This is a genomic window from Microbacter margulisiae (assembly GCF_014192515.1).
GTDB classification, from domain to species: Bacteria; Bacteroidota; Bacteroidia; order Bacteroidales; family Paludibacteraceae; genus Microbacter; species Microbacter margulisiae.
Window position 1 is genome coordinate 2,163,298 of record NZ_JACHYB010000001.1, and the last position, 22,905, is coordinate 2,186,202.

Genomic DNA, 22,905 nt, shown 5'->3' on the forward strand with positions numbered 1-22,905 from the left:
CGTGTACGAAATGGATTTTTGTGGACATGAAAAACATCATTGTGTGTACACAATAACTTATTGTTTACCCACAATAGCCCGTTTCCAGACAAAACAGCATAAATCGGCCATCATTTACATTAAATCATGTCAACAATACCTCATTGTGAATACACCACAAAGCATATTCAACCGAATCCAGGTTTTTTATTGTGCCTATATTTTTATTGTAATCTTAAAACAAGTTCTTATGGCAACAATCTCATCTGATTTTTTATCACACTGCTACACGGATAGCGATCTGAATGTGAAAGCGATGGCCATTGTCAGGAAGACTTTCAACACTTCATCATTTTTTGGGGTAATTTAGCAACATAGAAAAAGAGCAAATCTTTTTCATTCAAAACTATTTCTTCTCAAATATCCATACCTTTGCAAAGAAAGAAATCAAAATCCATGCACTATTCATCCAAACACATGGGAAATCTTCTACATAAATCCGGCAAGGGTTTGTTCGAATGCTGGATGATTTAAGCTCCTGCAAACTTTCTTTCATCTATTCTTTTCCTCGTATTGCTTTTTCAGTTTTAGTTTTTCATTGTATTGCCTTTTCAGGGCATTCTTATCATGGGTATTATATTTGATATTAAACGCTTTGCGGTACATGACGGCCCGGGAATACGGACAACAGTCTTTATGAAAGGATGTCCGCTATCATGTATCTGGTGCCACAACCCCGAAAGCATCAATGGCGACATATGTACGGTTCCAAAGACCATACGAATCGGGCAAAAAACCTTTATTGAAAATGAAACCGCAGGGAACAATATGTCTGTGGAAACATTGATGAAGGAACTATTGAAAGAAAAAATTTTCATGGATGAATCGGGCGGCGGAGTGACATTTTCAGGAGGAGAACCTATGCTGCAGCATCTGTTTCTCAACGAAGCTCTGGCGGCCTGTAAAGCGCATGGCATGCATACCGCAGTGGATACGTCGGGGTATGCACAGTGGAACTGGTTTGAAGAGACAATGCAGTGGACAGATCTGTTTCTGTACGATCTGAAATTGATGGATGAAGAACAACACCGGAAATATACCGGCGTCTCCAATAAAACGATTCTTGAAAATCTGAAACAGCTCCTATCCATCGGGAAAAAAGTCCGCGTAAGAGTCCCTATGGTCCCGGAAATCACGCATACGGAAGGAAATATTGAAAAGATTATTCGTTTCCTATCTTCCATACCCAATCGACCGGAAAGTGTGGATCTGTTGCCATACCATAATACTGCCACACACAAATATGAACGGTTCGGAATAATGAATATGCTTACCGGGGTCAAATCAATGAATAAAAGTGATCTGGAAGCGACAAAACAACGATTTGAAGAAGCCGGATTTGACGTAAAAATCGGAGGATAAGCATAAGATACCTCCGATGAAACCGATTCGGACAATGCAATGATAAAAAAAGAAACGATGACTCCAAGAATAAAACAATTACGGGAACAAAGCCTGAATGCCATCAATCGCATCTCCGCCGAGAGAGCTTTGTTGATAACAGAATTTTATAAAGACCATGTGGCACCTGGCGATTCCATCCCCGTACAACGGGCAAAAGCATTCGAATATCTATTGTTACATAAAAGCATTTGCATCAATGATCCGGAACTGATTGTAGGAGAACGGGGACCTGCGCCAAAAGCGACGCCAACATATCCCGAAATCACCCTTCACTCACTACATGATCTGGAGATTCTGAACTCCCGTGAAAAGGTTTGGTTTCGTGTGGATGAAGAGACACGCGAAGCTTACGCTAAAACCATTATTCCTTTCTGGGAAGGACGCTCCAATCGCGATCGTATTATGAACGCCATGAGTAGCGAATGGCATGATGCTTATGAAGCTGGCATTTTTACTGAATTTATGGAACAACGCGCTCCGGGGCACACCGTAGCAGGGTATCAAATTTTCCGTAAAGGAATGCTTGATATTATCGAAGATGTGGAAGAGAGTATGCAGTCGCTCGACTTCATTAACGATCCTCAGGCATGCAATAAATTGGAGGAGTTGAAAGCGATGAAGATTTCGGCCAATGCACTGATCGTGTATGCCAACCGGCACGCTGAAAAACTCGATCAAATGGCAATTAACGAAGCCAATACAGAGCGAAGAAACGAGTTGCATGAAATGGCACGTATCTGCCGCCGCGTCCCGGCACACGCGCCTGCTACATTTCATGAAGTGTTGCAACACTATTGGTTCGTTCATTTGGGAGTCGTTACCGAAGTAAACCCATGGGATTCGTTTAACCCCGGACGGCTCGATCAACATCTTTATCCGTTTTATAAAACGGAAACCGAAGCGGGGACACTTAGTCGGGATAAAGCCATAGAACTGCTCGAATCCTTCTGGGTGAAGTTCAACAATCATCCATCTCCTCCAAAAATCGGGGTTACGGCTGAAGAAAGCAGCACATACACGGATTTTTGCCTCATCAACCTTGGAGGAGTGAAACCGGACGGAAGTGATGCCGTGAATGAAATGTCCTATATCCTGCTGGATGTGATTGAAGAAATGCGATTGCTACAACCAAGTTCAATGGTTCAACTCAGCAGGCTGAATCCCGACAAATTTATTGACCGGGCAATAGAAATCACAAAAACAGGTTTCGGACAACCTTCTATTTTTAATACCGATGCTATTATCCAGGAATTAGTGATTCAGGGAAAAGATATCACAGATGCACGGAATGGAGGATGCAGCGGATGTGTGGAAGCAGGAGCTTTTGGAACCGAAAGCTATATCCTTTGCGGCTATTTCAATCTGCCGAAGATTTTGGAAATAACCCTGCACAATGGGTTCGATCCACGTACCAAAAAACAAATCGGCCCGAAGACAGGCGATGTTTCGACATTTGACGCATATATACAACTGTTGGAAGCTTTCAGAGTACAGGTAGAACATTTTATCCGCATCAAAATTACAGGAAACGATATCATTGAAAAGATTTTCATGTCACATATTCCAACACCTTTCCTGTCGCTGATCATAGACAATTGCGTAGCACGCGGAATGGACTACATTCAGGGAGGAGCGCGCTATAACACCAACTATATCCAGGGAGTGGGAATGGGCACAATGACCGACGCGCTTACCGCATTGAACAAACATGTTTTCATTGATAAATCATTAACTTTGGCAGAGTTTGTCAAAGCATTGGAAGATAATTTTGAAGGACATGACGCGTTGCTTTATCAACTACTGTACAAAACGCCAAAATACGGAAACGATGATGACGCTGCCGACAGCCAGCTCATGGACGTCTTTATGATCTATTATAATGCAGTAAAAGGTCATATTAGTCCGCGCGGCGCGCAATATAGGATAAACCTGTTGCCCACAACCAGTCACGTTTATTTCGGAAGCGTGATGCATGCAAGCGCCGATGGACGAAAAGCAGGATTGCCTGTTTCGGAAGGAATATCACCGGTACAGGGAGCTGACAGGAAAGGGCCGACATCAGTTATAAAATCCGCGGCAAAAATCGATCATTTACACACTGGAGGTACGCTGTTGAATCAAAAATTCAGTCCGGGATTCTTTGAAGACGAAACAGCGATCCGCAAGGTATCCGGTTTGGTGCGCAGTTACTTCCGCATGAACGGGCATCACATCCAGTTCAACGTAGTAGATGCGGATACATTACGCGATGCACAGAAACACCCGGAGCAGCATCAGGATCTGATTGTTCGTGTAGCCGGATATAGCGATTATTTCAACGATCTGGGAACTGACCTGCAGAACGAAATCATCGCACGAACCGAACACGAAGCCATGTAATCCTTGAAAAAACTTTGCCGTAAATTTAAAGATAGGAAGACATCAATGGAAGATGTCAATACATTTTCAGTGATCAGTAATACAATTCCCGCAAGGGACTAAAAACAAAATATTATGTTCAACAAAGAAACGTACATTCAACGACGCAAGACATTGGCCGGAATCATCGGATCCGGCGTGATACTGCTTCCCGGAAACGATGAGAGTCCGATGAATTATGCCGACAACGGCTATCATTTCCGGCAGGACAGTACTTTCCTGTACTATTTTGGCATTGATTTTCCCTCGTTGGTAGCTATAATCGACATTGACAACGATCGGGAGATTATATTTGGGGATGATTATACCATAGATGATATCGTGTGGATGGGGCCGCAACCCACCATTTCCGAAAGAGCTTCTTTAGGGGGGATTACAGATGTCAGACCGGTGAAAGAACTGACACATGTCGTCACAGAAGTCATTCGGAAAGGACATAAAGTACATTTTCTTCCCCCCTATCGTTCGGAACACATGTTGCTATTTCATCAACTGTTGGGTTTGCATCCCAAAACTATTGATCAAAAGGCATCGCTGGAATTAGTCCGGGCTGTCATTAGCCAGCGTGAGATAAAAACCGACGAAGAAATAGCTGAAATCGAAAAAGCAGTCGATTTATCGGTAGATATGCACACCGCAGCCATGCAAATAGCCCGTCCCGGAATGACGGAAGCACAAATTGCTGCACGGGTCTATGAAATCGCCCATTCGGCTAACTGTGAAATATCATTTCCTATCATTGCCACCATTAATGGGCAGACGTTACACAACCATTATCATGGCAACATCCTTAAAAGTGGCGATCTCTTCCTGCTTGACGCAGGAGCAGAAGCGGGAAGTCATTATGCAGGCGATTTGTCAAGTACCTTCCCAGTAGATAAAACTTTCACAAGCCAGCAGAAACTGGTTTACGAAATGAGTTTGAAGGCACATCAGGCTGCTATTGACGCTTTAGCATTCAATGCTCCTTTCAAAAATGTGCATCTTGCCGCCTGTCGCTCCATTACCGAAAGCATGAAAGAGCTGGGACTAATGAAAGGCGACACTGATGAAGCCGTGGCAGCCGGAGCACATGCCCTGTTCATCCCTTGCGGAACGGGACACATGATGGGGCTTGATGTACACGACATGGAAAATCTCGGAGAAGTTTGGGTGGGTTATGACGGCGAGCCCAAAAGCACACAGTTTGGTTTGAAATCACTCCGACTGGCAAAGCCGTTACAGGCAGGGCATGTATTTACCATCGAACCGGGCATCTATTTCATTCCGGAGTTGATGGATAAATGGCAGGACGAAGAAAAATTTACGGAATTCATCAATTGGCAGGAAGTACAAAAGTTTAGAACATTTGGGGGCATTCGGAATGAAGAAAATTACATGATGACATCAACCGGAGCTCGCCGTCTTGGCACCAAAGTAAAACCCAAAACAGTGGAAGAGGTGGAAGCCATACGAAACCAATAGTGATATAAAAAAAGAAACATAATCAGTCGCTTTGCAAAGAGGGAAAAGACGAGATTTGGAAAAAGGGGGGTCCAAAAAACAGGAGACAAAAAGCTTCCTATTTTACCTTAAATGCATCAAAGCCTTCCCCGTACACACCAATAACAGATCCCTGGGAGACAAAAGCATCAGGGTCAATCTCTTTGATTAAGCGAAAAATAGCAAGAGACTGATTTTTGCGTGCAATAAGCATAATCACCTTTACCGGTTCGTGCGAGTACCATCCCTCACCGTTCAAAATGGTAACACCGCGGTGAATATCAGTATTGATACGGTCGGCAATCTTTTCATATTCGCGGGAGATGATGAAAAACTGTACCGATTGGCGCACCCCGTTGATCATAGTATCCACCGTAATGGAATAGACCGCCATGGTAACCAGACCATACACCACCTTTTCGATACTTCCAAAGATAAGATAGGACGAAGAGATGATCAATACGTCGCAATAGACCATGGCGCGACCCAAGGTAACATTACGGTATTTATGCAGCATCTTTACAATGATGTCGGTTCCCCCCGAACTTCCGTTCGACATAAAAACCATGCCAATACCAATCCCCGAAAGAATTCCTCCCACTACACATGCCATGAATGAATCATTCGCATTGATAAAAGTTCCTTTGGGAACAATCGGGATAATCGAAAAAAGCAAGGTTAACACTCCAACACCAAAGATGGTACGCAGACTAAAAGTGAGGCCAATGGATCTAATAGAGATAACCAATAAAATAGAATTGAGAATAAAATAGGAAATTGAAATCGGGGTACCGAAAGCGTAATAAAGCAATGCACTGATACCAGTAACACCACCACCCGTAATTTGATGGGGCAACAATAGCCCCTTCCACGCAAAAGCATAAATAGCCAGACCAATCACAATAAGCAAATGATCGCGAACAGACTCGCGGGTCGGACGTAATTTATTTACATGCTCCGGGATGCGTATTCCTTTAATGTTTTGAAGTTGCATGAATAAAATCTGTTTCCAAAAATTGTTTTATAGCCGTTTGCTAATCCTATCCCTGAAATAAGTACCAAACTTCAAAATAATTACTACTTTTGTTCGGTAAAACAGCAAGTTAAGATTGTTTTGTTTGCGACTGCAAAGATACAACAATTAAAGGTGTAAATCATGTCTTTGGCCATTCATCAGGTAAGTAAATATTATGGGAAGCAGGCTGCCCTGGAGAACGTCTCCTTTCGCCTGAACGGGGGAGAAATTGCAGGTTTCCTGGGACCGAACGGAGCCGGAAAATCAACATTGATGAAAATTGCTACGGGATTTCTGGCAGCCGACCATGGATTTGCCGAAGTTAATGGGCAACGAATGAATGAAATGAACGTGGAAGTTCGCCGCATGATTGGCTATTTGCCCGAACACAACCCGCTTTATCCTGATCTGTATGTAAAAGAATACCTGCGCTTCGTAGCCGGAATGTATCATCTGGGTCGCCGTACAAAACCGCGTGTTGACGAAATGATTGAGCGAACCGGATTAACACATGAGTATAAAAAACGGATCGGAGAGTTATCTAAAGGATACCGGCAACGGGTAGGACTTGCTCAGGCATTGATCCATGATCCCAATGTATTGATTCTGGATGAACCGACTACCGGACTTGATCCCAATCAACTTGAAGAGATCCGTCAGTTGATCCGGGAGGTGGGACAGGAGAAAACGGTTTTGTTTTCAACGCATATTATGCAAGAGGTAAAAGCGCTTTGCCAAAGGGTAATCATTATTCATCAGGGACATATCGTAGCCGATGGAACCGAACAGATGCTTACGCACGATATAAACGACGGACATTATGAAACAATAGTGGAGTTTGATCGTCCGGTCAGCACAGAGGCATTACGGAGCATCGATAACGTATCAGATGCCAAAGCACTCTCCCCGACGCTCTATCATGTACAAAGCGCTGCAGATGTACGCGCCGATTTATTCCGGTTTGCAGTAGCCTACGGATATGTGATCCTGACATTGAAGCAGCAGGAACACAGCATGGAAGAAGTATTTAAAGAATTGACATTGAAATAAAAAGTACTATGGCATTCTTCAAATTGACCAAATTCAGAAACCGCTGGGACGGCATAGCTCCTTATCAAGGGGTTATTTTGTTTTTTGTTATCATGATGCTGGCCAACTGGACATGGAAAACCTTCGTACATGACGGAGACTATGATTCTTATGTATCTCTTTTTGGATATAACATCTCATGGCCTTTTATAAAAATACAGCATGAAGTGGTAAGAGTGGTAAGCCTCGTTTATGTACTCTTTGATCTACCTTTCGGAATCCGGCATGCAACCGAGTTTACCTTTAGCAACGGGACGGCAAGCGATGTAGCGTGGGGTTGTACCGCCGTGAAGCAGGCATTTATCTATACGTGCATCATTGCATTCAGTCGTGGTCCCTGGAAACATAAATGGTGGTACATTTTAGCGGCATTTCCTATCCTGCATACTTTCAACGTGATCCGCATCAGTGCTATCGGAATGGTTTTAGCCTATCATCCTCACTATTTCTACCTGGCACACAAGATTATCTTCAAATACTCCTTCTATTTCCTTATTTTCCTGTTGTGGGTATTGTGGGAGGAAGTATTTCGTCTTCGTCCTCTGAAAAAAAACAGCGCCTCACAATAGATACAACAAATTAATTACGTATCTACACATCAACAGAGACGATGAGCGTTTTACTCTTCCATCCCAGAAATTAGAGATATAATCATAACAAAAACAGAAATATTTCATTGAAATAAGTATATTTGTACTATAAATGTATTTTTACTGATGAAAAACTATACTTTACCAAATTACCACATCAAAAAAATAGAAATCCACAATTTCTGGGGGTTACACAATGTTATTTGGGATAACTTGCATCCTGATGTCAATATTCTGGTTGGTATTAATGGGAGTGGAAAATCAACTCTATTAAATATAGTCAATTCTGTTTTTTCTCTTGATAAAAATGCATTAAAAAAAATGGGTATCGAAACAGTCAGTATTGAATGTGACGATTTTTCAATAACTTATGAAAACAATTCTATCACAAACACAAGCTCTGTTCAACGCTTATTTACCACCATCAATACTTTTGATATACCAGTAAACAAAAATAAGCTCAAACAAGACGAAAGTCCATTAACTATTGAACTTAAACAACTTATCCTTCAAACGGGAGGGCATTCTTTTAATGATTATCGCTTAATGGCAACGACTTCCAGCAGCAAAGCAAAAGAAATTACCGAAAGGATAAAAAGATTTTTTTCATTGATAGATACGTTGTTTAATTATACTGGCAAGCAAATCGAAATAGATGACAAAAACAATATTGTTTTCAAAAGCGATACTGGGACAATTTATTTAGAACAACTTTCATCAGGAGAAAAGCAATTGCTGTTAATTCTTTTCAAAGTATTTCTCATGGACAACAGACCTTATGTATTATTAATGGATGAACCTGAGATTTCTTTACATATTAGTTGGCAACAAGATTTAATAAAAATACTACGTGAATTGAATCCAAATTGTCAGTTAATTATTGCTACTCATTCTCCAAGTCTTTTTGGGAAAGGATGGGGAGATAAAATAACTTTTATGGAACAATTATTTCAAAAATAAAATATGATTCCAGTTAGTCCTGCAAATCATTATCAATATTGGGCCATACACTTTGCCGGAGAAGCACTTCAATTACATTGCGTAGCGAGTATACATGTAGAAGATTTTGACGATGCTAGTTTCTGGGAAGTATTATTCGATCATTATACATCTAACACAAAGAAGTTTAATTTCATATATCATTCGAAGACTCCTGCAGGTAAAGAGGCAACTGGAGTGAATCACTGCCTGCAATACGTACCTTATCTGAATAAACAATTTTTTATCTGCATTGACAGTGATTATCGCTATTTAATGCAAGAACCAAATATCAATCCTAGCCATTTTATTTTTCAGACTTATACATATTCTATTGAAAATCATTATTGTTATCCTAAAGAGTTAAATGCTATTTGTGAAAATGCAACTCAACTAAAAAATAACATTTTTGACTTTGATGCATTCTTACTGTCGTATTCCCACGTTCTTTATGAAACTTTAATATGGCATCTGTATTTTCTTAAACATGAAAAATCTCTATTTTCAAAAACTGAATTCATTCGATTAATATCCTTACAACAAAGCATTGATAATTATGATATTAATCATAACGGACAAGCTATTATTGAAGAACTTAATAAAAGATACCAACAAAAAGTTCAACAACTTATTACGCTATATCCGAACACTGATATAGAAAATACAAAAGCCTATTATAAAAATTTGGGATTACACTCAGACAATGCTTATTTATACGTTCGTGGACACAATTTGTACAATCTTATTTGCGTAATAGGGAATGCCGTTGATGAACAATTATTGAGTTTAGAAAAAAAGAAGCTCAATGACACAAAAGCTATACAAAAACTATATGACAGAACAGTTTGTTTTAAAGTAGCATTATTAAATCACATAATGTTTGATGAATATCCTGAAATTCAAAAAATTGGGAAAGAAATTCGTGAGTTTTTTGAGTAATATACGAATAGTCCTAATTGTTTTTTATTAGCATTCTACATGTTTATAACGTCTTTGCAGCATCTGCTGAATCCCCGGTAATAACTGGTCAATATTTCCAGCACCAAAGGTAGCCAACACATCAAATGAATCTTTCTTTTCCAACAAGGGCAACAACTCTTCCTTTGAACATAAAGTCTTGTGAGGAGCTGTAATCTGATCAAAAATAACTTGTGAAGAAACCCCTTCAATAGGCAACTCACGGGCAGGATAGATATCCAGTAAAATCACCTCATCCAATTGGGATAATGCTTTGGCAAACTCGTCTGCAAAATCACGCGTACGGGTATAAAGGTGCGGCTGAAAAATGCCACATACCGTACGCCCTTTGTAAACTTTTTTCAAAGAGCGGATACTGGCATTCAATTCAGTGGGATGATGCGCATAATCATCGATAAAAACAACTTTTTCATTCTTAAATAAAATATCGAAACGACGACGAATGCCAGCATATGAGGCCATTCCCGCACGTAACTCCTCAGCTTTGGCACCTGCCAGCCAGGCTAGCGACATGGCAGCGGTGCCATTCTCAATGTTGATGGGAACAGGAACGCCCAACAAAATATCAGGAATGACTTCACCTGGAGCATGAAAATCAAACCATATTTCACCATTATCAATTCGGATATTATCGGCAAAGAAATCGGCCTCTTCTTCTACCGCATAGGTATAGAGACGGGCTGAGCTTTGCAAACGAGGAGTAAGTGGAAGCCCTTTTTTCATCACCAAAGCCCCATTAGGTTGAATAAGGGAAGTGAAGTGTTCAAAACTTTCACGGAAAGCGGCAGGAGTACCGTAAATATCCAGATGATCGGGATCGGCAGCCGTGATAGCAGCCAGATAAGGAGACAAATGATGAAAAGAACGGTCGAATTCATCAGCCTCAATCACCACATAATCGCTATCAGGAGATAACATAAGATTGGAATCATAGTTTTTGGAAATGCCGCCAAGGAAGGCACTACAATCAATCCCAGACTGGTGTAGTAAATGCGCCGTCATGGTCGAGGTTGTCGTTTTACCGTGAGTTCCTGCAATGCAAACACCCTTCTGGCTGCGTGTAATCTCTCCCAGAACAGCAGCACGTTTCATCAACGTAAAACCATGCTGTTCAAAGAAACATTTTTCGGAATGTTCTGCAGGAATGGCAGGGGTAAAGACAACCAATGTTGTTGTTTTATCCAGAAAAAGAAAAGGAATTGCCTTCACATCATCATAATAGTGAATGACAATCCCTTCCTGTGCTAGTTGTTCCGTTAGAGGAGTCTTTGTACGATCATAGCCGGCGACATCACACCCTTTGGCGTGAAAATAACGAGCCAAAGCGCTCATTCCGATACCGCCGATTCCAATAAAATAATAGTGCTGATAAGTCATTTGCTTGTTGTGAGTGATTTTTATCTGGTAGAAGCCTTGTCAGGCAAAGTGCATTCTCCATAATAACTGATCGGTTGTCTGTTGTTGGAGTTTACCGAAATAGAAGCATATCCATCGAGAGAAATCCACAAGTCGAACTGATAATTATCTTCGGTTGTCTGTACCGAAAACTGCCATGTATAGCCTTGCTTCTTTTTTTGGGTAATTTGATCGTTCTTGCGTATACCTTTAAAGTCAAATCCCCCACCTCCATTGTAAGGAACCGAATAAGCACGGCCATAATAAGGCAAATAAACCCAGACGGAATCATTCTTTAATCGCACCCAATAATCGGAAGTCAGGTTAATAGACGGGTGTCCCATCGGGATAGCCTGATTAACACTAATCGTTAGATGGCGATGATTCACTGCCTGTTCAATACGCATCGCCTTTGCTTCTTTTTTCGTTACACTGGTTTTATGTTGTCCTGTTGCAAAAGGAGAAAAAAGCAACAGGCCGCCCAGCATCAAAATTGTTGCTTTCATGTTTCATTTTTATTGTTTAGACTAAGAATATACGGGGATTCATGGCACTCCATGACAGGTGATATTTCAAATGTAACTTATTGATAAAATACAAACTACTGATCAGCCCTTATCCGGCAAGACTCTACAATCCGGTCGATCAGGTGGTTTGATCTCTCATTGACAATCATACGTGCAGGGTCGGCTTCAAACCAGGCAATCGTTTGGCGGATGCCCTGCGCAAAAGGGATGGAAGCCCTAAACGAAGGGACAAACCGTTTGATCTTTGTGTTATCAAAGACAGCAGGATAGGACTTGTCACCCAATAATGATCCTCTTACTGTAGGAATCCCTTCTGCATCGGCTATCGCTGCAATAGCTTCGGAAGTCGCATGTACAATGTTTGCTTCACAACCCACCGCTTCAGCCAGATAATGGTGAATGCGATCCCAACTCAATGCCTCGTTGGAGGTAATATGAAACGCTTCCCCAATAGCATAATCATTGCCTATAAGCCCGATAAAAGCTTTGGCGAAATCATCCGCATGCGTTAACGTCCAGGGTGAGGTGCCGTCACCATGTACAACAATAGGTAAACCTTTCCGGATGCGGTCTACAACAGTATATTCGGCAGAACCTCCCAATGTTGCAGGAATAATATTGCGGTACGTATGCGAAGGACGAACGATAGTTACCGGAAAATCATCCTCCCGGTAATGTTTGGCCAGCAAATCCTCACATGCAATCTTATTCCGGGAATAATCCCAAAAAGGATTTTTCAGCGGAGTTGATTCCGTAATGACAGACATTAAAAGCGGTTTTTGATACGCCGACGCCGAACTGATAAAGATATATTGGCGTGTCTTCCCGTGAAAAAGCTGAAAATCGCGTTCCACTTCGTCAGGAGTAAAAGCTATCCAATCAACCACGCAATCCCACGTGTGCGATTTCAACACTGTTTTCACAGCCTCCACATCTCGGATATCGGCTCGTAGCGAGGTGACGCCATCCATATGTTTTGATCCGCGATTAAGATGAAATAGTTCGATATGATTAGCTAAAGCTGCCTGAGAAACAGACGTGCTGATATTGCCGGTTCCCCCGATAAAAAGGACTTTCATAGGTAATATAATTATTCTTTACTTGAGTATTGCAAAGGTACATCTTTTCGACAGGGTTTTGCCGCAATTTTTTATCAAAATGAAACAGGAGAGAAAGAATTTTCCTTACAACAGCGGACTAAACAACCGTGCGAAAGATTCTTTGATACGAGTGGAAAGAGGACGTTGCTGCCAATGCTCAAGCGTGATCTCGGAACATTGTTGCTGATCGGCAACAAAAAACTCGCGAAGCGTTACAGCGGTTTCGTGATCAAAAACAAAAGCATTGAGCTCAAAGTTTTGTTCATAACTACGAAAATCCATGTTAGCTGATCCTACAGTAGAAAAATGATCGTCAATAACAATAGTTTTACTGTGTAAAAAGGCATTTCGGTAAAGGTAAATCTTCACGCCTGCCTCAAGCGATTGCGTGATATAGGAATAACTGCTCGACTGTGTCATCCAGGTATCGGTACGTTCAGGAAGCATCACGCGCACATCCACTCCTCCCATCGCTGCAATCTGAAGAGCGGAAATAACAACCTCGGTCGGCATAAAGTATGGAGTCTGCACATAGACATATTTTGTAGCTGTGTTGATGGCAGAGACAATGCCCTGCATAATGCTCTCCCAATCGGAGTCAGGCCCGCTCGTAACAATCTGTACAACATTCAGGTTATCGTGTATTCGAATATTACTATACAGATTTTCGATATTCAGCAGCTCCCTACTCACAAAATACCAATCGATAAGGAATGCATTAAGCAATCCATAGACAGCAGGTCCGTCAACTTCGAGAAAAGTATCGCGCCAACGTCCCAATTTGTTTCCAACCAGATAACGGGCTGCCATGTTGATGCCGCCTGTAAAGCCAACCTCGCCATCAATAATAATAATCTTACGGTGATTACGATAATTCACCCTGTTACGGCGCAAGGTAACCTTAAAATGAACAGGTAGAAAAGGAAAAATCTCAATACCTGCTTTCCGGAGGGTCCGTTGCAGGGATCTTTTGAAATGAAAACTTCCTACATAATCGAAAATCAATCTCACCTTAACCCCTTCAAGCGCCTTTTGCATTAACAGGTTAAGGAATTGCTTCCCGACGACATCATTTTCAATAATATAAAACTCGGCATTAATCTCATGTTTGGCATTGGCAATCACACTGAACAGCCTTTTGAACGTTTCTCTCTCATCGCCGTAAGCAACAAGCTTATTACCGCAAAAAGGGAAAGCATCACTGTTCTTTTGTAACAAACGAATCAGCAATTGATGATGAACAGGGAGCGTTTTATTTTCCAGATCAGCCTCTTCCGCCCTAATTTTCGGTATTTCTCCCAGGCGACGGATACTTTTTCTGGAAACAATTTTCTGCCGTCGATAATCCTGTCCGAAATAAAGATACAAAACAAAGCCCAACCATGGCAAAAAAAGCAACACCAATATCCAGGAAAGTGATTTTACCGGATTTCTGTTCTCCAATAAAATCACTGAGATAGTGGGTATCACCGTAAAAAGATAAATTGCCACCAAAAGCCAACCTGATACAGTATCAAAATACAACATGGTCGATTTGTGGTTATAGAAGATTGACTTCTAATGTAGTGACAACAAAAATAAGGTTATTTCATGGAATTTCAATAAGAGAAAGACGAAAGTTTCCAATGGAACTTTATTTCATAATATTATCGCAGGTTGTTTTACCCTTTTGTTCAGCCTGTTCTTCCCGCACATTGTGTTTGCTGAAGAGAAAGTATCATTCATTGCAGGAATAATATTATGAAATCAGAATATTCATCTATACATTTGTACGCTAGAAGAAACATGACGTTAGAGAAGTTAAAGGAAGATCAGAAGTTAAAGAAGAACTCTCACTATTACCCGGTAGTTCTTCTTTAACTTCGTGGTTTTCTTAATTTCAGATTTCTATTATCTACCAACCTGTTATTTATTATATAGTTATCTCCAGAACTTTTTAACTGCAAATCTTCATTTTCAATTGTTCATTGCATTCGTGTTCCTTAACTTCGGAACTTCTTTAACTTCCGGTTGTTTATTATTCAGCGTCTTAGCCAAAATCACAAATAGTAATCAAAAATAAATTATAATCTCATGAAAGCATTACTTCTTTCTATGCTTCTTTTTTGCAGCACATTGTTTACTTTTGCGTCCGAAAGTATGACGTTTTACAAAGCTTCTGATCCTCGGTTTTTCTATATGGGACGCGGAGATTTCTCTAATCCCGATCATCCTACTTTTTGGGTTCCCGGAGCTCAAATCATTTTCAGATTTAAGGGGAATGCCTGTACGGTCAACCTGACTGACGAACATTTGTATGACCGTTTTTTCAATTATGTACAATTTATTGTCGACGGACATTACTCTAGATTCAAATTATCATCCGCCCAAAATGAACTTTCCGTGGGAGATCATCTGAAAGATACCGTCCACACGGTGATTATCTGTAAAACGACCGAATCAAATATAGGGTATTTACAATTCAACGGTGCCACATGCCATGAATTGTTGCCACATCCCGTTCCTCCAAAACGAAAAATCGAATTCATAGGAAACTCCATCACATGCGGTACCGGCAGCGACCAGAGTGAAATCCCTTGCGGCAAAGGGGAATGGTACGACGAGCACAATTCCTATTTAAGCTACGGACCGGTTACAGCCAGAACATTAGATGCTCAATATCACCTTACTTCCTATTCAGGAATAGGATTAATTCATAGTTGCTGCGGCTTGAAATTTGTCATGCCCCAAATATTTGACAAAATCGACCTGCTGGATGATTCACTCCAATGGAATTTTGAAAAATATCAACCGGATGTCGTTACAATCTGTCTTGGACAAAACGACGGAATACAAGATGCCACTAAATTTTGCAATGCCTATATCGATTTCATCCATACCCTGCGTAAAGATTATCCAAAAGCTCATATTGTATTGCTTTCAAGTCCTATGGCAGACTCAACATTATCTCCTGTGCTGAAAGGATATATCAGTATGGTAGCTGAAAGGCTGAATGCAAGTGGAGATAAACGAGTCTCCAAATTCTTTTTCAGCAAACGCTATCACGGTGGTTGCGCCTCGCATCCCACTTTAATGCAACACCAGTTAATGGCACATGAATTGACGCAGTATCTCAAAAAATTGATGCACTGGTAACGCCATGATGGTAACATTTCGAAGAAGCAACCATATGACCAAAACCACCGACCTGCAGAAAATCAAACTTTTTCTCGACGAAAGAGTAGCATGCTATAACCGGCAAGAGTTTATCGAAACTGATCCCATTCAGGTGCCACATCAGTTTACCAAAAAAGAAGATATTGAAATTGCAGCATTCTTCACGGCGACGTTATCATGGGGGCAACGGACAAATATCATCAGGAATGCCAAACGTCTGATAGAGATGATGGATAATGCTCCTCATGATTTTTTATATTATGCCGGGGACAACGATCTGTCAAGGATTGCACAGTTTGTGCACCGAACCTTCAATGGGGACGACTGCCTGTTTTTTATTCATTCTCTGCAAAATATCTATAGAAATCACGGTGGGATGGAGCATGTTTTCAATGAAGGATTCCAGCAGGAAGAAGCCATAGAGGGAACGTTACAGGCTTTTCGTACCCGCTTCTTATCAATCCCACATGAACCACGTGTCCGCAAGCATATTGCAGATGTATCTGCCAATTCAAGCGCCAAGAGACTTAATATGTTCCTTCGTTGGATGGTGCGGCACGATGAAAATGAAGTTGACTTCGGATTATGGAAGCACATTCCAACTTCAGCACTGATGCTTCCCCTGGATGTACACACAGGTAATGTTGCAAGGGCGCTTGGACTTCTTACCCGGAAACAAAACGATTGGAAAGCTGTCGAAGAGGTAACCTCCATCCTGCGTACCTTCGATTGCACAGATCCGATAAAATATGATTATGCCCTGTTTGGCATTGAAGCCTTTGAAGGGATACCTTTCATAACGAAATAATTCCAGACCTATCTATCAACAGGAGTAGGATGTATTATTTATGCAATGAAAAATGAAATTCAAGTCCACCTCCAACGCGGTTATGGACTGAAATAACGCCATGATGCAATTCAACGGCATTTTTGACTATAGAAAGTCCCAGTCCTGTTCCGCCGGTTTTGCGGGAACGGCCTTTATCAACACGGTAGAAACGATCGAACAGATGGCGTAAATGCTCCTCTGCCACTCCTGTTCCATTATCGGAAACAACAAAAAAGAAATGGGATGTATTCTCTTCGGTACGTGCAATACGCACCGACACTCCTTCACCGGCATATGCAATCACATTGTCTAATAGATTACGAAAGATGGAATAAAGCAGCATGGAGTTCCCTTTAAGCCAGATTTCTCCTCCCAATGACGTCTCCACATGAATGGTCTTTTGCTGCAGCCGCAATGCCACGTCTTCCAATACCTGATCTACAAGGGGATTCAGGCAGACTGCTTCCATGTCGACCATTTGGGGAGCTTCATTCAGCTCATTGAGCAACAGAATATCCTGTAACAACTGATTCAATCGCTGTGCTTGGGCAAAACTTCGGTTAATAAAGAACTGCTGTCGTTCAAGAGGAAGCGTCGGGTTCTCATGCAACGTCTCCATATAACCGATAATACTGCTTAAAGGGGTCTTCAGCTCGTGTGCCACTTGGTGTGTTAACCTTCGCCGGATAGTAGCATCATGTTCCAGTTGTGATTGTTGCAATTGCTCATTAAATCGATTGGAGAAATAAAACAGCACGGCTGTCACGACAAAGGTTAGCAGCAACCAAAAATAAAAATAAAGGTTATCGGGCGATAACAAGGAAGAGACCGTTACATCATAGGGTAATGCAGAACGTACATAGCAGGTGCTAAACAATGTCGCGTGATAATAATACCGTTTCCCTGTCGTGTGTGACGTCCGAATGTCGGATCCATTCCCCTGTTCGCGGGCTAAGACAATTTCAGGACGTTCAAAGTGGTTCTCCATGCGAGATACATTTTTCACCACATTATCATACAAAACATTACCTTTCAAGCTAATAACTGTTACCCGTTGATCAGTATAAGGTAGCAACACAACTAATGAATCAAGATGTGACAACGAACCTTTGTGTTCAGCAATGGAATGGAACACCATTTCATTGGTGTCATTTAAAACGGTATTCAGCAAGTCAGCCTTGTAAAGCTTTTCCCGGTGATACTGAAACGCCAGTATCGTAATGGCAAAAACCAGAAAAAGAAGAAGATAATATATAAGTATCTTTTTTTTCAAGGATAGAGGAGATTTATCGGGGCAACAGTGTTTCACCAGTTATTCCAAAAAGCAATAGCCATAACCGGAACGAGTCACAATGTTCCTTCCATAAGGAGCAATTTTTTTACGAAGCCGGGTAATGTGTACATCAACCGTCCTATCCGTCACGAAAACATCATCTGCCCATACTTCCTGTAAAATAACATCCCGTGAAAAGACTTTGGCAGGATTCTGGATAAACAATCCCAGAAGTTCAAATTCCGTCTTGGTTAAAACAATTTCGATATCATCAATCTTCACTTTCTTGCTAGTCAGATCAACGGATAATGTTTTGAATGTAACAATGTTATCTTCTGAAATTTTCACGGAACGGTTAATAACTGCCTTCACACGGGCAGCAACCACTTTGACAGAGAAAGGCTTTACGATATAATCGTCAGCACCGGCTTCAAATCCGCGCAACATATCCTGTTCGGTAACACGGGCAGTCAGGAAAATAATCGGGATATCCTTGGTTTCGTCCTTGCTTTTGAGTATCTGAGCCAGCTTCAGTCCGCTCATCTGCCCCATCATGATGTCCAGCAGAAAAAGATGAAAGCCGCTTAAATCTTTTTTCAGGGCTTCTTCTGCCGAATAGGCCACTTCAACATGGTATCCCTCATTTTCCAAGTTAAACTGAAGAATCTCACACAAATCAGGTTCATCTTCCACAACCAGTAACGAGTAAGTATTTTGCATACCGATAATGTTTAACTTGTTGATGCAAAGATAACCAAGAATCTTTAAACTATAAATAAAAAACGGCAGAAAGAATATGCATATCTTCTGCCGTCCGGACTATATGAAAAGATTTCTTATAAATGGCTGATGCCCCATACCAGAAATGCACCGCCAATGATAAGTACAACCCAAAGCACTCCTGCCAAAGCAAACGATTTTCCTCCGGCTTCTTTGAATTTGCTCCATTTCATCTCGAGTCCCAGTGCGGTCATTGCCATTGTCAATAAAAGCGTATCCACCCATGTGATGATTTGTTGAATGACATGAGGAAAAGGAATATAATAGTTCAAACCGATACATGCCAGGAAGCCCAAGGCAAACCAGGGCACGGTAATTTTACCTCCTTTGCCTTTCATTCCAAATAATGATACTCCAAACAACAGGGGAACAAGCAAAATCACCCGAATCATCTTCACCACAACGCCCACTTTCAACGTCGTTGGAGCGATAGCGCTTCCGGCTCCTACCACCATGGCAACTTCATGCAACGTACCCCCGACATAAAATCCTTCCCAGTAATGATTGAACGGAACCCATCCGAACCGATAGACAATAGGATAGAGGAACATCGACAAAATACCAAACACAATGACGGTTCCTACGGCAATAGAGCTTTTGGTAGGCGCCGAACGTAAGGTCGATTCCAAAGCCAACACGGCGGCAGCGCCACAAACAGCGCTTCCACACGATACTAGCATACTGGTTTCGCTATCCAGTTTAAAAACTTTCTTCCCCAGCCATGTCCCGAGGAGGAAAATGCCAGCCACTACGATGACGCCCATCAATACGCCATGTATTCCCAGACTGGCAATACCATTGACACTGACACGAAACCCAAAAAGGATAATCCCCAAACGCAATAATTGTTTGGCGGCATAATTGATCCCTTTTGCCATTCGTTTTCTTTTGTGGTAATAAGGGCCAACCACGATCCCTATCAATGTTCCGATGATCAGCGGGGAGATGGCAGCAGCGGTGATCCACTTGATCTGACCGATTGCCAGAGCGGCTAATGAAATGACAAACACATGCCCCAAGGCTGTGTAAAAATGAGCACGACGCTTACGTACTGCTTTTTTTGCATGGGTTGAAATTGCTTCCATATCTGTTAATTTTTGCGCAAAGGTAGCTTTTGCACAGCAATCCAACCCATTCTTTTTTGTTATTATCAATAACTACAAGTTATAGCTAATAACAAAATCAATAAATTTATGTTGATAACTAAACGCTGGTTCAGGTAATTGTGCAATACGAAAGAAACGTTTGATAACTACGTTTTTTATCTCTATTTTTCTGAGAAATCCCCATTGAAGCTCCTGCACAATAGCACGTTCAGAGGTAAAAGCAATGCCTTCTGCATGGCGTAGGAAATCTTTAATCGCTTCCGTTGCGTCCAGACGGATCAATACATTCAGTTGATCTGTTTGGATACCCAATTGATTAAACGACTGCATCAGGGTTTGCAGCGTACCGGAGCCCTGCTCCCTGAGAATCAGGGGAACCGATTGCAAATCCTGCACGGAAAGGCGTCCTCTTCTACCGTAAACACTGGTTGTGCCGGCTACAGGGACAATACGATCTTCCATAAAGGGTAAATAATGCAAGGCAGCGTTCCCCGATCCGTTTTCAACAAGGGCGATATCAATTTCACGGTCGAGAAGCAATCGTTCCATGGCCAGAGAGTTACCCGAAACGACCGAGATATGCAGTTTTGAATGCCTTCGCTGAAAGTCGGCCAATATTTTCGGAAGAACGTATTGTGCTATCGTAGAACTTGCACCCAAATGCAATGTGCCTTCGCTTTCTCCTTTGAGTGAGCTGATTTCATCATTCAATTCAGAATATAATTGATCAATTTTTTGCAAATGATCATACAGCAAAGCTCCTGCTTTGGTCAGGAATACATGGTTTCCCTTTCGCTCAAACAGCGCAATACCGAATTTTTGCTCCAGTTCTTTCACATGCTTTGTGACTGCCGGCTGCGAAATGAACAACACGGAAGCAGCATTGGAAAAACTAAGATGCTCAGCAACCGTCATAAAAACACGTTCACGATAGTCCATACCATTCAGTTTGAGAAAAAACGCATCATTAAGAGTAGATGGTAGTTTAAGAAGTTAATGGAATTCCACAAATGACAAAGACAAAAGTAACCTTTTTGTTGCATAAATGAAGTCCGTAAAATTTCAAAATGAGAAGATTCCTCCGGTTTCAAGGCATTTAGGTAATCACGACTTTTTTGTAGTTTTGCACACGCAAAATGTATGTCGAATATCTTTCCCTAAAAAAGGCTAATCCGGAACATATCATTTCAACTCACACTTTATTCTTATGAACATTACCCGGCAATCTTTTCCTGTCACAGGCAAGCCGCTCTTTTCCATTCTGATTCCTTCATGGAATAATCTGCCGTTCCTAAAACTTTGTGTGGAGAGTATCCGGAAAAACAGCAGATTTGAACATCAAATCATCATTCATATCAACGAAGGTCATGATGGAACACTGGAATGGGTGCAGCAACAACAGCTCGCCTACACTCACAGCACCGAGAACATAGGCGTTTGTTATGCACTGAATGCCGCTGCAGCATTAGCCGTTACCGATTATATTGCTTATATGAATGATGACATGTATGTTTGTCCTGATTGGGATAAATATCTTTACGATGAAATACAGGCATGCCAAACGGAATATTTCTTCTTTTCGTCTACGCTGATCGAACCACATAAAACACGTTGTCATTGCATGATTGCTCCGGCAAATTACGGTACATCTCCTGCCCATTTTGACGAAGCACGATTGCTAAAAGAATATAAGTCCTTCCAATTTCACGACTGGAACGGTGCATCATGGCCTCCAAACGTAGTACACAGGAATATCTGGCATCTGGTAGGAGGATATAGCATCGAATTTTCGCCGGGTATGTATTCTGATCCGGACTTTTCGATGAAACTATGGCAGGCAGGCGTACGACTTTTCAAAGGAATATCGGCCAGCCGCGTGTACCACTTCATGTCAAAGTCGACAGGAAAACTCCCTCAAGAAGCTAATAAAGACGGAAAGAAAGAGTTTCTGGATAAATGGCAAATGACAGCGCGTACTTTCTACTATCATTTCCTCTCTATTGGAAAACCATTTGAAGGAGAACGTAGCGAACCAAAAGATTCGCTCCATTATACCGCAAAAAAAATTGGAAATAGCCTGAAAAGACGCCTTTCGTAGAAACCAGAAACAGCGATCTGCTAATGTTTCACTCATCGTTTTTACAAATCAGATGAGACGCAAATCGTTTTAACCCATCAACGCTCAGCACTATACGATTCACTTTATAATTCAACCTATCAACTCCACTGTCAATCTGAAATTCTCTAATATAGCTGGTTTTGATAATCTTTATATGCTTTCCCAGCATATTAGTCAACAAGGACTGGCTATTGAAAACACTCAAACAGGCAATGTCAATCTGACGATAACGCGTATTACTATAATACTCGTTTCTATTTTTCTGAATCTAAATAAGCTTATCCTGTAAAATAGGGCATATCATCCGCCTTTGTTGCTTTCAGATATTGCTTAAACACAACTCCTGCATGATATAATTGTGTGGAATTATGTCCTGTTGAATTACAAATCTTATGGGATGAAAAATTATCTGTCTACTATACGATTCTAATCTAGTTCAATATCCAAAATGACAACCTCACCAACATCGGTTAAAGGATATTTCTGCATTGTGCAGTGTTGATTGTTTGTACCGCGTATTGATTTATAATCTATTGGATATATACCAAAGAATTATTGATTGGATTTGGGAATTTTATAGTGTTTACTTTAATATCTAAAGTCATTGGTGTCCACTAAAAAATTGCA

General features: G+C 41.3%; 19 protein-coding genes. 10 read left to right on the top strand and 9 right to left on the bottom strand.

From position 1 onward, the window contains the following. Positions 1 to 606 precede the first annotated feature (606 nt). From FHX64_RS08855 to FHX64_RS08865, 3 genes are all read left to right on the top strand, one after another. Positions 607 to 1,401 carry a glycyl-radical enzyme activating protein gene (locus tag FHX64_RS08855; protein ID WP_221202173.1) on the top strand — a complete coding sequence of 265 codons (795 nt, stop codon included), beginning with the start codon at positions 607 to 609 and terminating at the stop codon, positions 1,399 to 1,401. Positions 1,402 to 1,458: 57 nt separating this feature from the next. Then, positions 1,459 to 3,822 carry a trans-4-hydroxy-L-proline dehydratase gene (hypD, locus tag FHX64_RS08860; protein ID WP_183413412.1) on the top strand — a complete coding sequence of 788 codons (2,364 nt, stop codon included), beginning with the start codon at positions 1,459 to 1,461 and terminating at the stop codon, positions 3,820 to 3,822. A 114-nt stretch (positions 3,823 to 3,936) separates the two neighbouring features. Next, positions 3,937 to 5,325 carry an aminopeptidase P family protein gene (locus FHX64_RS08865; RefSeq protein ID WP_183413413.1) on the top strand — a complete coding sequence of 463 codons (1,389 nt, stop codon included), beginning with the start codon at positions 3,937 to 3,939 and terminating at the stop codon, positions 5,323 to 5,325. A gap of 97 nt (positions 5,326 to 5,422) precedes the next feature. On the opposite strand, the gene FHX64_RS08870 is transcribed toward FHX64_RS08865, so the two are convergent. Next, a complete protein-coding gene (locus FHX64_RS08870; protein WP_183413414.1) occupies positions 5,423 to 6,337 on the bottom strand; it encodes a YitT family protein in 915 nt (304 codons plus the stop codon). A gap of 162 nt (positions 6,338 to 6,499) precedes the next feature. On the opposite strand from FHX64_RS08870, the gene FHX64_RS08875 reads away from it, so the two are divergent. The 4 genes from FHX64_RS08875 (at position 6,500) to FHX64_RS08890 (ending at position 9,954) form a co-directional block, all read left to right on the top strand. Then, entirely contained in the window at positions 6,500 to 7,408 is a 909-nt protein-coding gene (locus tag FHX64_RS08875; RefSeq protein WP_183413415.1) for an ATP-binding cassette domain-containing protein, read from the top strand. 8 nt (positions 7,409 to 7,416) lie between these two features. After that, on the top strand, positions 7,417 to 8,016 hold the full coding sequence (locus tag FHX64_RS08880) for an exosortase/archaeosortase family protein (protein ID WP_183413416.1): 600 nt from the start codon (positions 7,417 to 7,419) through the stop codon (positions 8,014 to 8,016). 147 nt (positions 8,017 to 8,163) lie between these two features. Next, the gene (locus tag FHX64_RS08885) at positions 8,164 to 8,997 is read left to right on the top strand and encodes an AAA family ATPase (protein WP_183413417.1); all 834 of its coding nucleotides are present in this window, start codon (positions 8,164 to 8,166) and stop codon (positions 8,995 to 8,997) included. A gap of 3 nt (positions 8,998 to 9,000) precedes the next feature. Then, entirely contained in the window at positions 9,001 to 9,954 is a 954-nt protein-coding gene (locus FHX64_RS08890) for a DUF4435 domain-containing protein (protein ID WP_183413418.1), read from the top strand. A 27-nt stretch (positions 9,955 to 9,981) separates the two neighbouring features. On the opposite strand, the gene murC is transcribed toward FHX64_RS08890, so the two are convergent. From murC to cls, 4 genes are all read right to left on the bottom strand, one after another. Beyond that, a complete protein-coding gene (gene murC, locus FHX64_RS08895; RefSeq protein ID WP_183413419.1) occupies positions 9,982 to 11,370 on the bottom strand; it encodes a UDP-N-acetylmuramate--L-alanine ligase in 1,389 nt (462 codons plus the stop codon). A gap of 20 nt (positions 11,371 to 11,390) precedes the next feature. Beyond that, positions 11,391 to 11,894 (bottom strand): DUF4251 domain-containing protein, encoded by a 504-nt coding sequence (locus tag FHX64_RS08900; protein WP_183413420.1) that lies wholly within the window; start codon positions 11,892 to 11,894, stop codon positions 11,391 to 11,393. A 95-nt stretch (positions 11,895 to 11,989) separates the two neighbouring features. Continuing rightward, positions 11,990 to 12,994: an NAD-dependent epimerase/dehydratase family protein gene (locus FHX64_RS08905; protein ID WP_183413421.1), complete on the bottom strand. Its 1,005-nt coding sequence runs from the start codon at positions 12,992 to 12,994 to the stop codon at positions 11,990 to 11,992. A gap of 105 nt (positions 12,995 to 13,099) precedes the next feature. Next, positions 13,100 to 14,542 carry a cardiolipin synthase gene (cls, locus tag FHX64_RS08910; RefSeq protein WP_183413422.1) on the bottom strand — a complete coding sequence of 481 codons (1,443 nt, stop codon included), beginning with the start codon at positions 14,540 to 14,542 and terminating at the stop codon, positions 13,100 to 13,102. A gap of 546 nt (positions 14,543 to 15,088) precedes the next feature. On the opposite strand from cls, the gene FHX64_RS08915 reads away from it, so the two are divergent. Both FHX64_RS08915 and FHX64_RS08920 read left to right on the top strand, forming a co-directional pair. Beyond that, positions 15,089 to 16,150, top strand: coding sequence for an SGNH/GDSL hydrolase family protein (locus tag FHX64_RS08915; RefSeq protein WP_183413423.1), 1,062 nt, complete (start codon positions 15,089 to 15,091; stop codon positions 16,148 to 16,150). 4 nt (positions 16,151 to 16,154) lie between these two features. Next, positions 16,155 to 16,979, top strand: a complete 825-nt coding sequence (locus FHX64_RS08920) for a TIGR02757 family protein (protein ID WP_246392358.1) — start codon at positions 16,155 to 16,157, stop codon at positions 16,977 to 16,979. Between the two features lie 34 nt (positions 16,980 to 17,013). On the opposite strand, the gene FHX64_RS08925 is transcribed toward FHX64_RS08920, so the two are convergent. The 4 genes from FHX64_RS08925 to FHX64_RS08940 all read right to left on the bottom strand — a co-directional run bounded on the left by FHX64_RS08925 (position 17,014) and on the right by FHX64_RS08940 (position 21,098). Beyond that, positions 17,014 to 18,273 (bottom strand): sensor histidine kinase, encoded by a 1,260-nt coding sequence (locus tag FHX64_RS08925; RefSeq protein ID WP_183413424.1) that lies wholly within the window; start codon positions 18,271 to 18,273, stop codon positions 17,014 to 17,016. 39 nt (positions 18,274 to 18,312) lie between these two features. Beyond that, the gene (gene phoB / locus FHX64_RS08930; protein WP_183413425.1) at positions 18,313 to 18,993 is read right to left on the bottom strand and encodes a two-component system response regulator PhoB; all 681 of its coding nucleotides are present in this window, start codon (positions 18,991 to 18,993) and stop codon (positions 18,313 to 18,315) included. Positions 18,994 to 19,109: 116 nt separating this feature from the next. Beyond that, positions 19,110 to 20,138, bottom strand: coding sequence for a YeiH family protein (locus FHX64_RS08935; RefSeq protein ID WP_183413426.1), 1,029 nt, complete (start codon positions 20,136 to 20,138; stop codon positions 19,110 to 19,112). A 72-nt stretch (positions 20,139 to 20,210) separates the two neighbouring features. Next, complete coding sequence (locus tag FHX64_RS08940; RefSeq protein ID WP_183413427.1) at positions 20,211 to 21,098, bottom strand: LysR family transcriptional regulator; 888 nt, start codon at positions 21,096 to 21,098, stop codon at positions 20,211 to 20,213. A 268-nt stretch (positions 21,099 to 21,366) separates the two neighbouring features. Between FHX64_RS08940 and FHX64_RS08945 the strand changes: the two genes are divergently transcribed. Beyond that, the gene (locus FHX64_RS08945; RefSeq protein WP_183413428.1) at positions 21,367 to 22,257 is read left to right on the top strand and encodes a glycosyltransferase family 2 protein; all 891 of its coding nucleotides are present in this window, start codon (positions 21,367 to 21,369) and stop codon (positions 22,255 to 22,257) included. Positions 22,258 to 22,905: the final 648 nt, after the last annotated feature.

Excerpts from the sequence above, each read along its gene's own strand:
- FHX64_RS08865 (WP_183413413.1), top strand. The coding sequence starts at position 3,937 with ATGTTCAACAAAGAAACGTACATTCAACGACGCAAGACATTGGCCGGA.
- FHX64_RS08940 (WP_183413427.1), bottom strand. The coding sequence starts at position 21,098 with ATGGACTATCGTGAACGTGTTTTTATGACGGTTGCTGAGCATCTTAGT.
- FHX64_RS08945 (WP_183413428.1), top strand. The coding sequence starts at position 21,367 with ATGAACATTACCCGGCAATCTTTTCCTGTCACAGGCAAGCCGCTCTTT.
- cls (WP_183413422.1), bottom strand. The coding sequence starts at position 14,542 with ATGTTGTATTTTGATACTGTATCAGGTTGGCTTTTGGTGGCAATTTAT.
- FHX64_RS08855 (WP_221202173.1), top strand. The coding sequence starts at position 607 with ATGGGTATTATATTTGATATTAAACGCTTTGCGGTACATGACGGCCCG.
- FHX64_RS08905 (WP_183413421.1), bottom strand. The coding sequence starts at position 12,994 with ATGAAAGTCCTTTTTATCGGGGGAACCGGCAATATCAGCACGTCTGTT.
- FHX64_RS08880 (WP_183413416.1), top strand. The coding sequence starts at position 7,417 with ATGGCATTCTTCAAATTGACCAAATTCAGAAACCGCTGGGACGGCATA.
- FHX64_RS08935 (WP_183413426.1), bottom strand. The coding sequence starts at position 20,138 with ATGGAAGCAATTTCAACCCATGCAAAAAAAGCAGTACGTAAGCGTCGT.
- FHX64_RS08890 (WP_183413418.1), top strand. The coding sequence starts at position 9,001 with ATGATTCCAGTTAGTCCTGCAAATCATTATCAATATTGGGCCATACAC.
- FHX64_RS08870 (WP_183413414.1), bottom strand. The coding sequence starts at position 6,337 with ATGCAACTTCAAAACATTAAAGGAATACGCATCCCGGAGCATGTAAAT.
- FHX64_RS08885 (WP_183413417.1), top strand. The coding sequence starts at position 8,164 with ATGAAAAACTATACTTTACCAAATTACCACATCAAAAAAATAGAAATC.
- hypD (WP_183413412.1), top strand. The coding sequence starts at position 1,459 with ATGACTCCAAGAATAAAACAATTACGGGAACAAAGCCTGAATGCCATC.
- murC (WP_183413419.1), bottom strand. The coding sequence starts at position 11,370 with ATGACTTATCAGCACTATTATTTTATTGGAATCGGCGGTATCGGAATG.
- FHX64_RS08875 (WP_183413415.1), top strand. The coding sequence starts at position 6,500 with ATGTCTTTGGCCATTCATCAGGTAAGTAAATATTATGGGAAGCAGGCT.
- FHX64_RS08900 (WP_183413420.1), bottom strand. The coding sequence starts at position 11,894 with ATGAAAGCAACAATTTTGATGCTGGGCGGCCTGTTGCTTTTTTCTCCT.
- phoB (WP_183413425.1), bottom strand. The coding sequence starts at position 18,993 with ATGCAAAATACTTACTCGTTACTGGTTGTGGAAGATGAACCTGATTTG.
- FHX64_RS08915 (WP_183413423.1), top strand. The coding sequence starts at position 15,089 with ATGAAAGCATTACTTCTTTCTATGCTTCTTTTTTGCAGCACATTGTTT.
- FHX64_RS08920 (WP_246392358.1), top strand. The coding sequence starts at position 16,155 with ATGATGGTAACATTTCGAAGAAGCAACCATATGACCAAAACCACCGAC.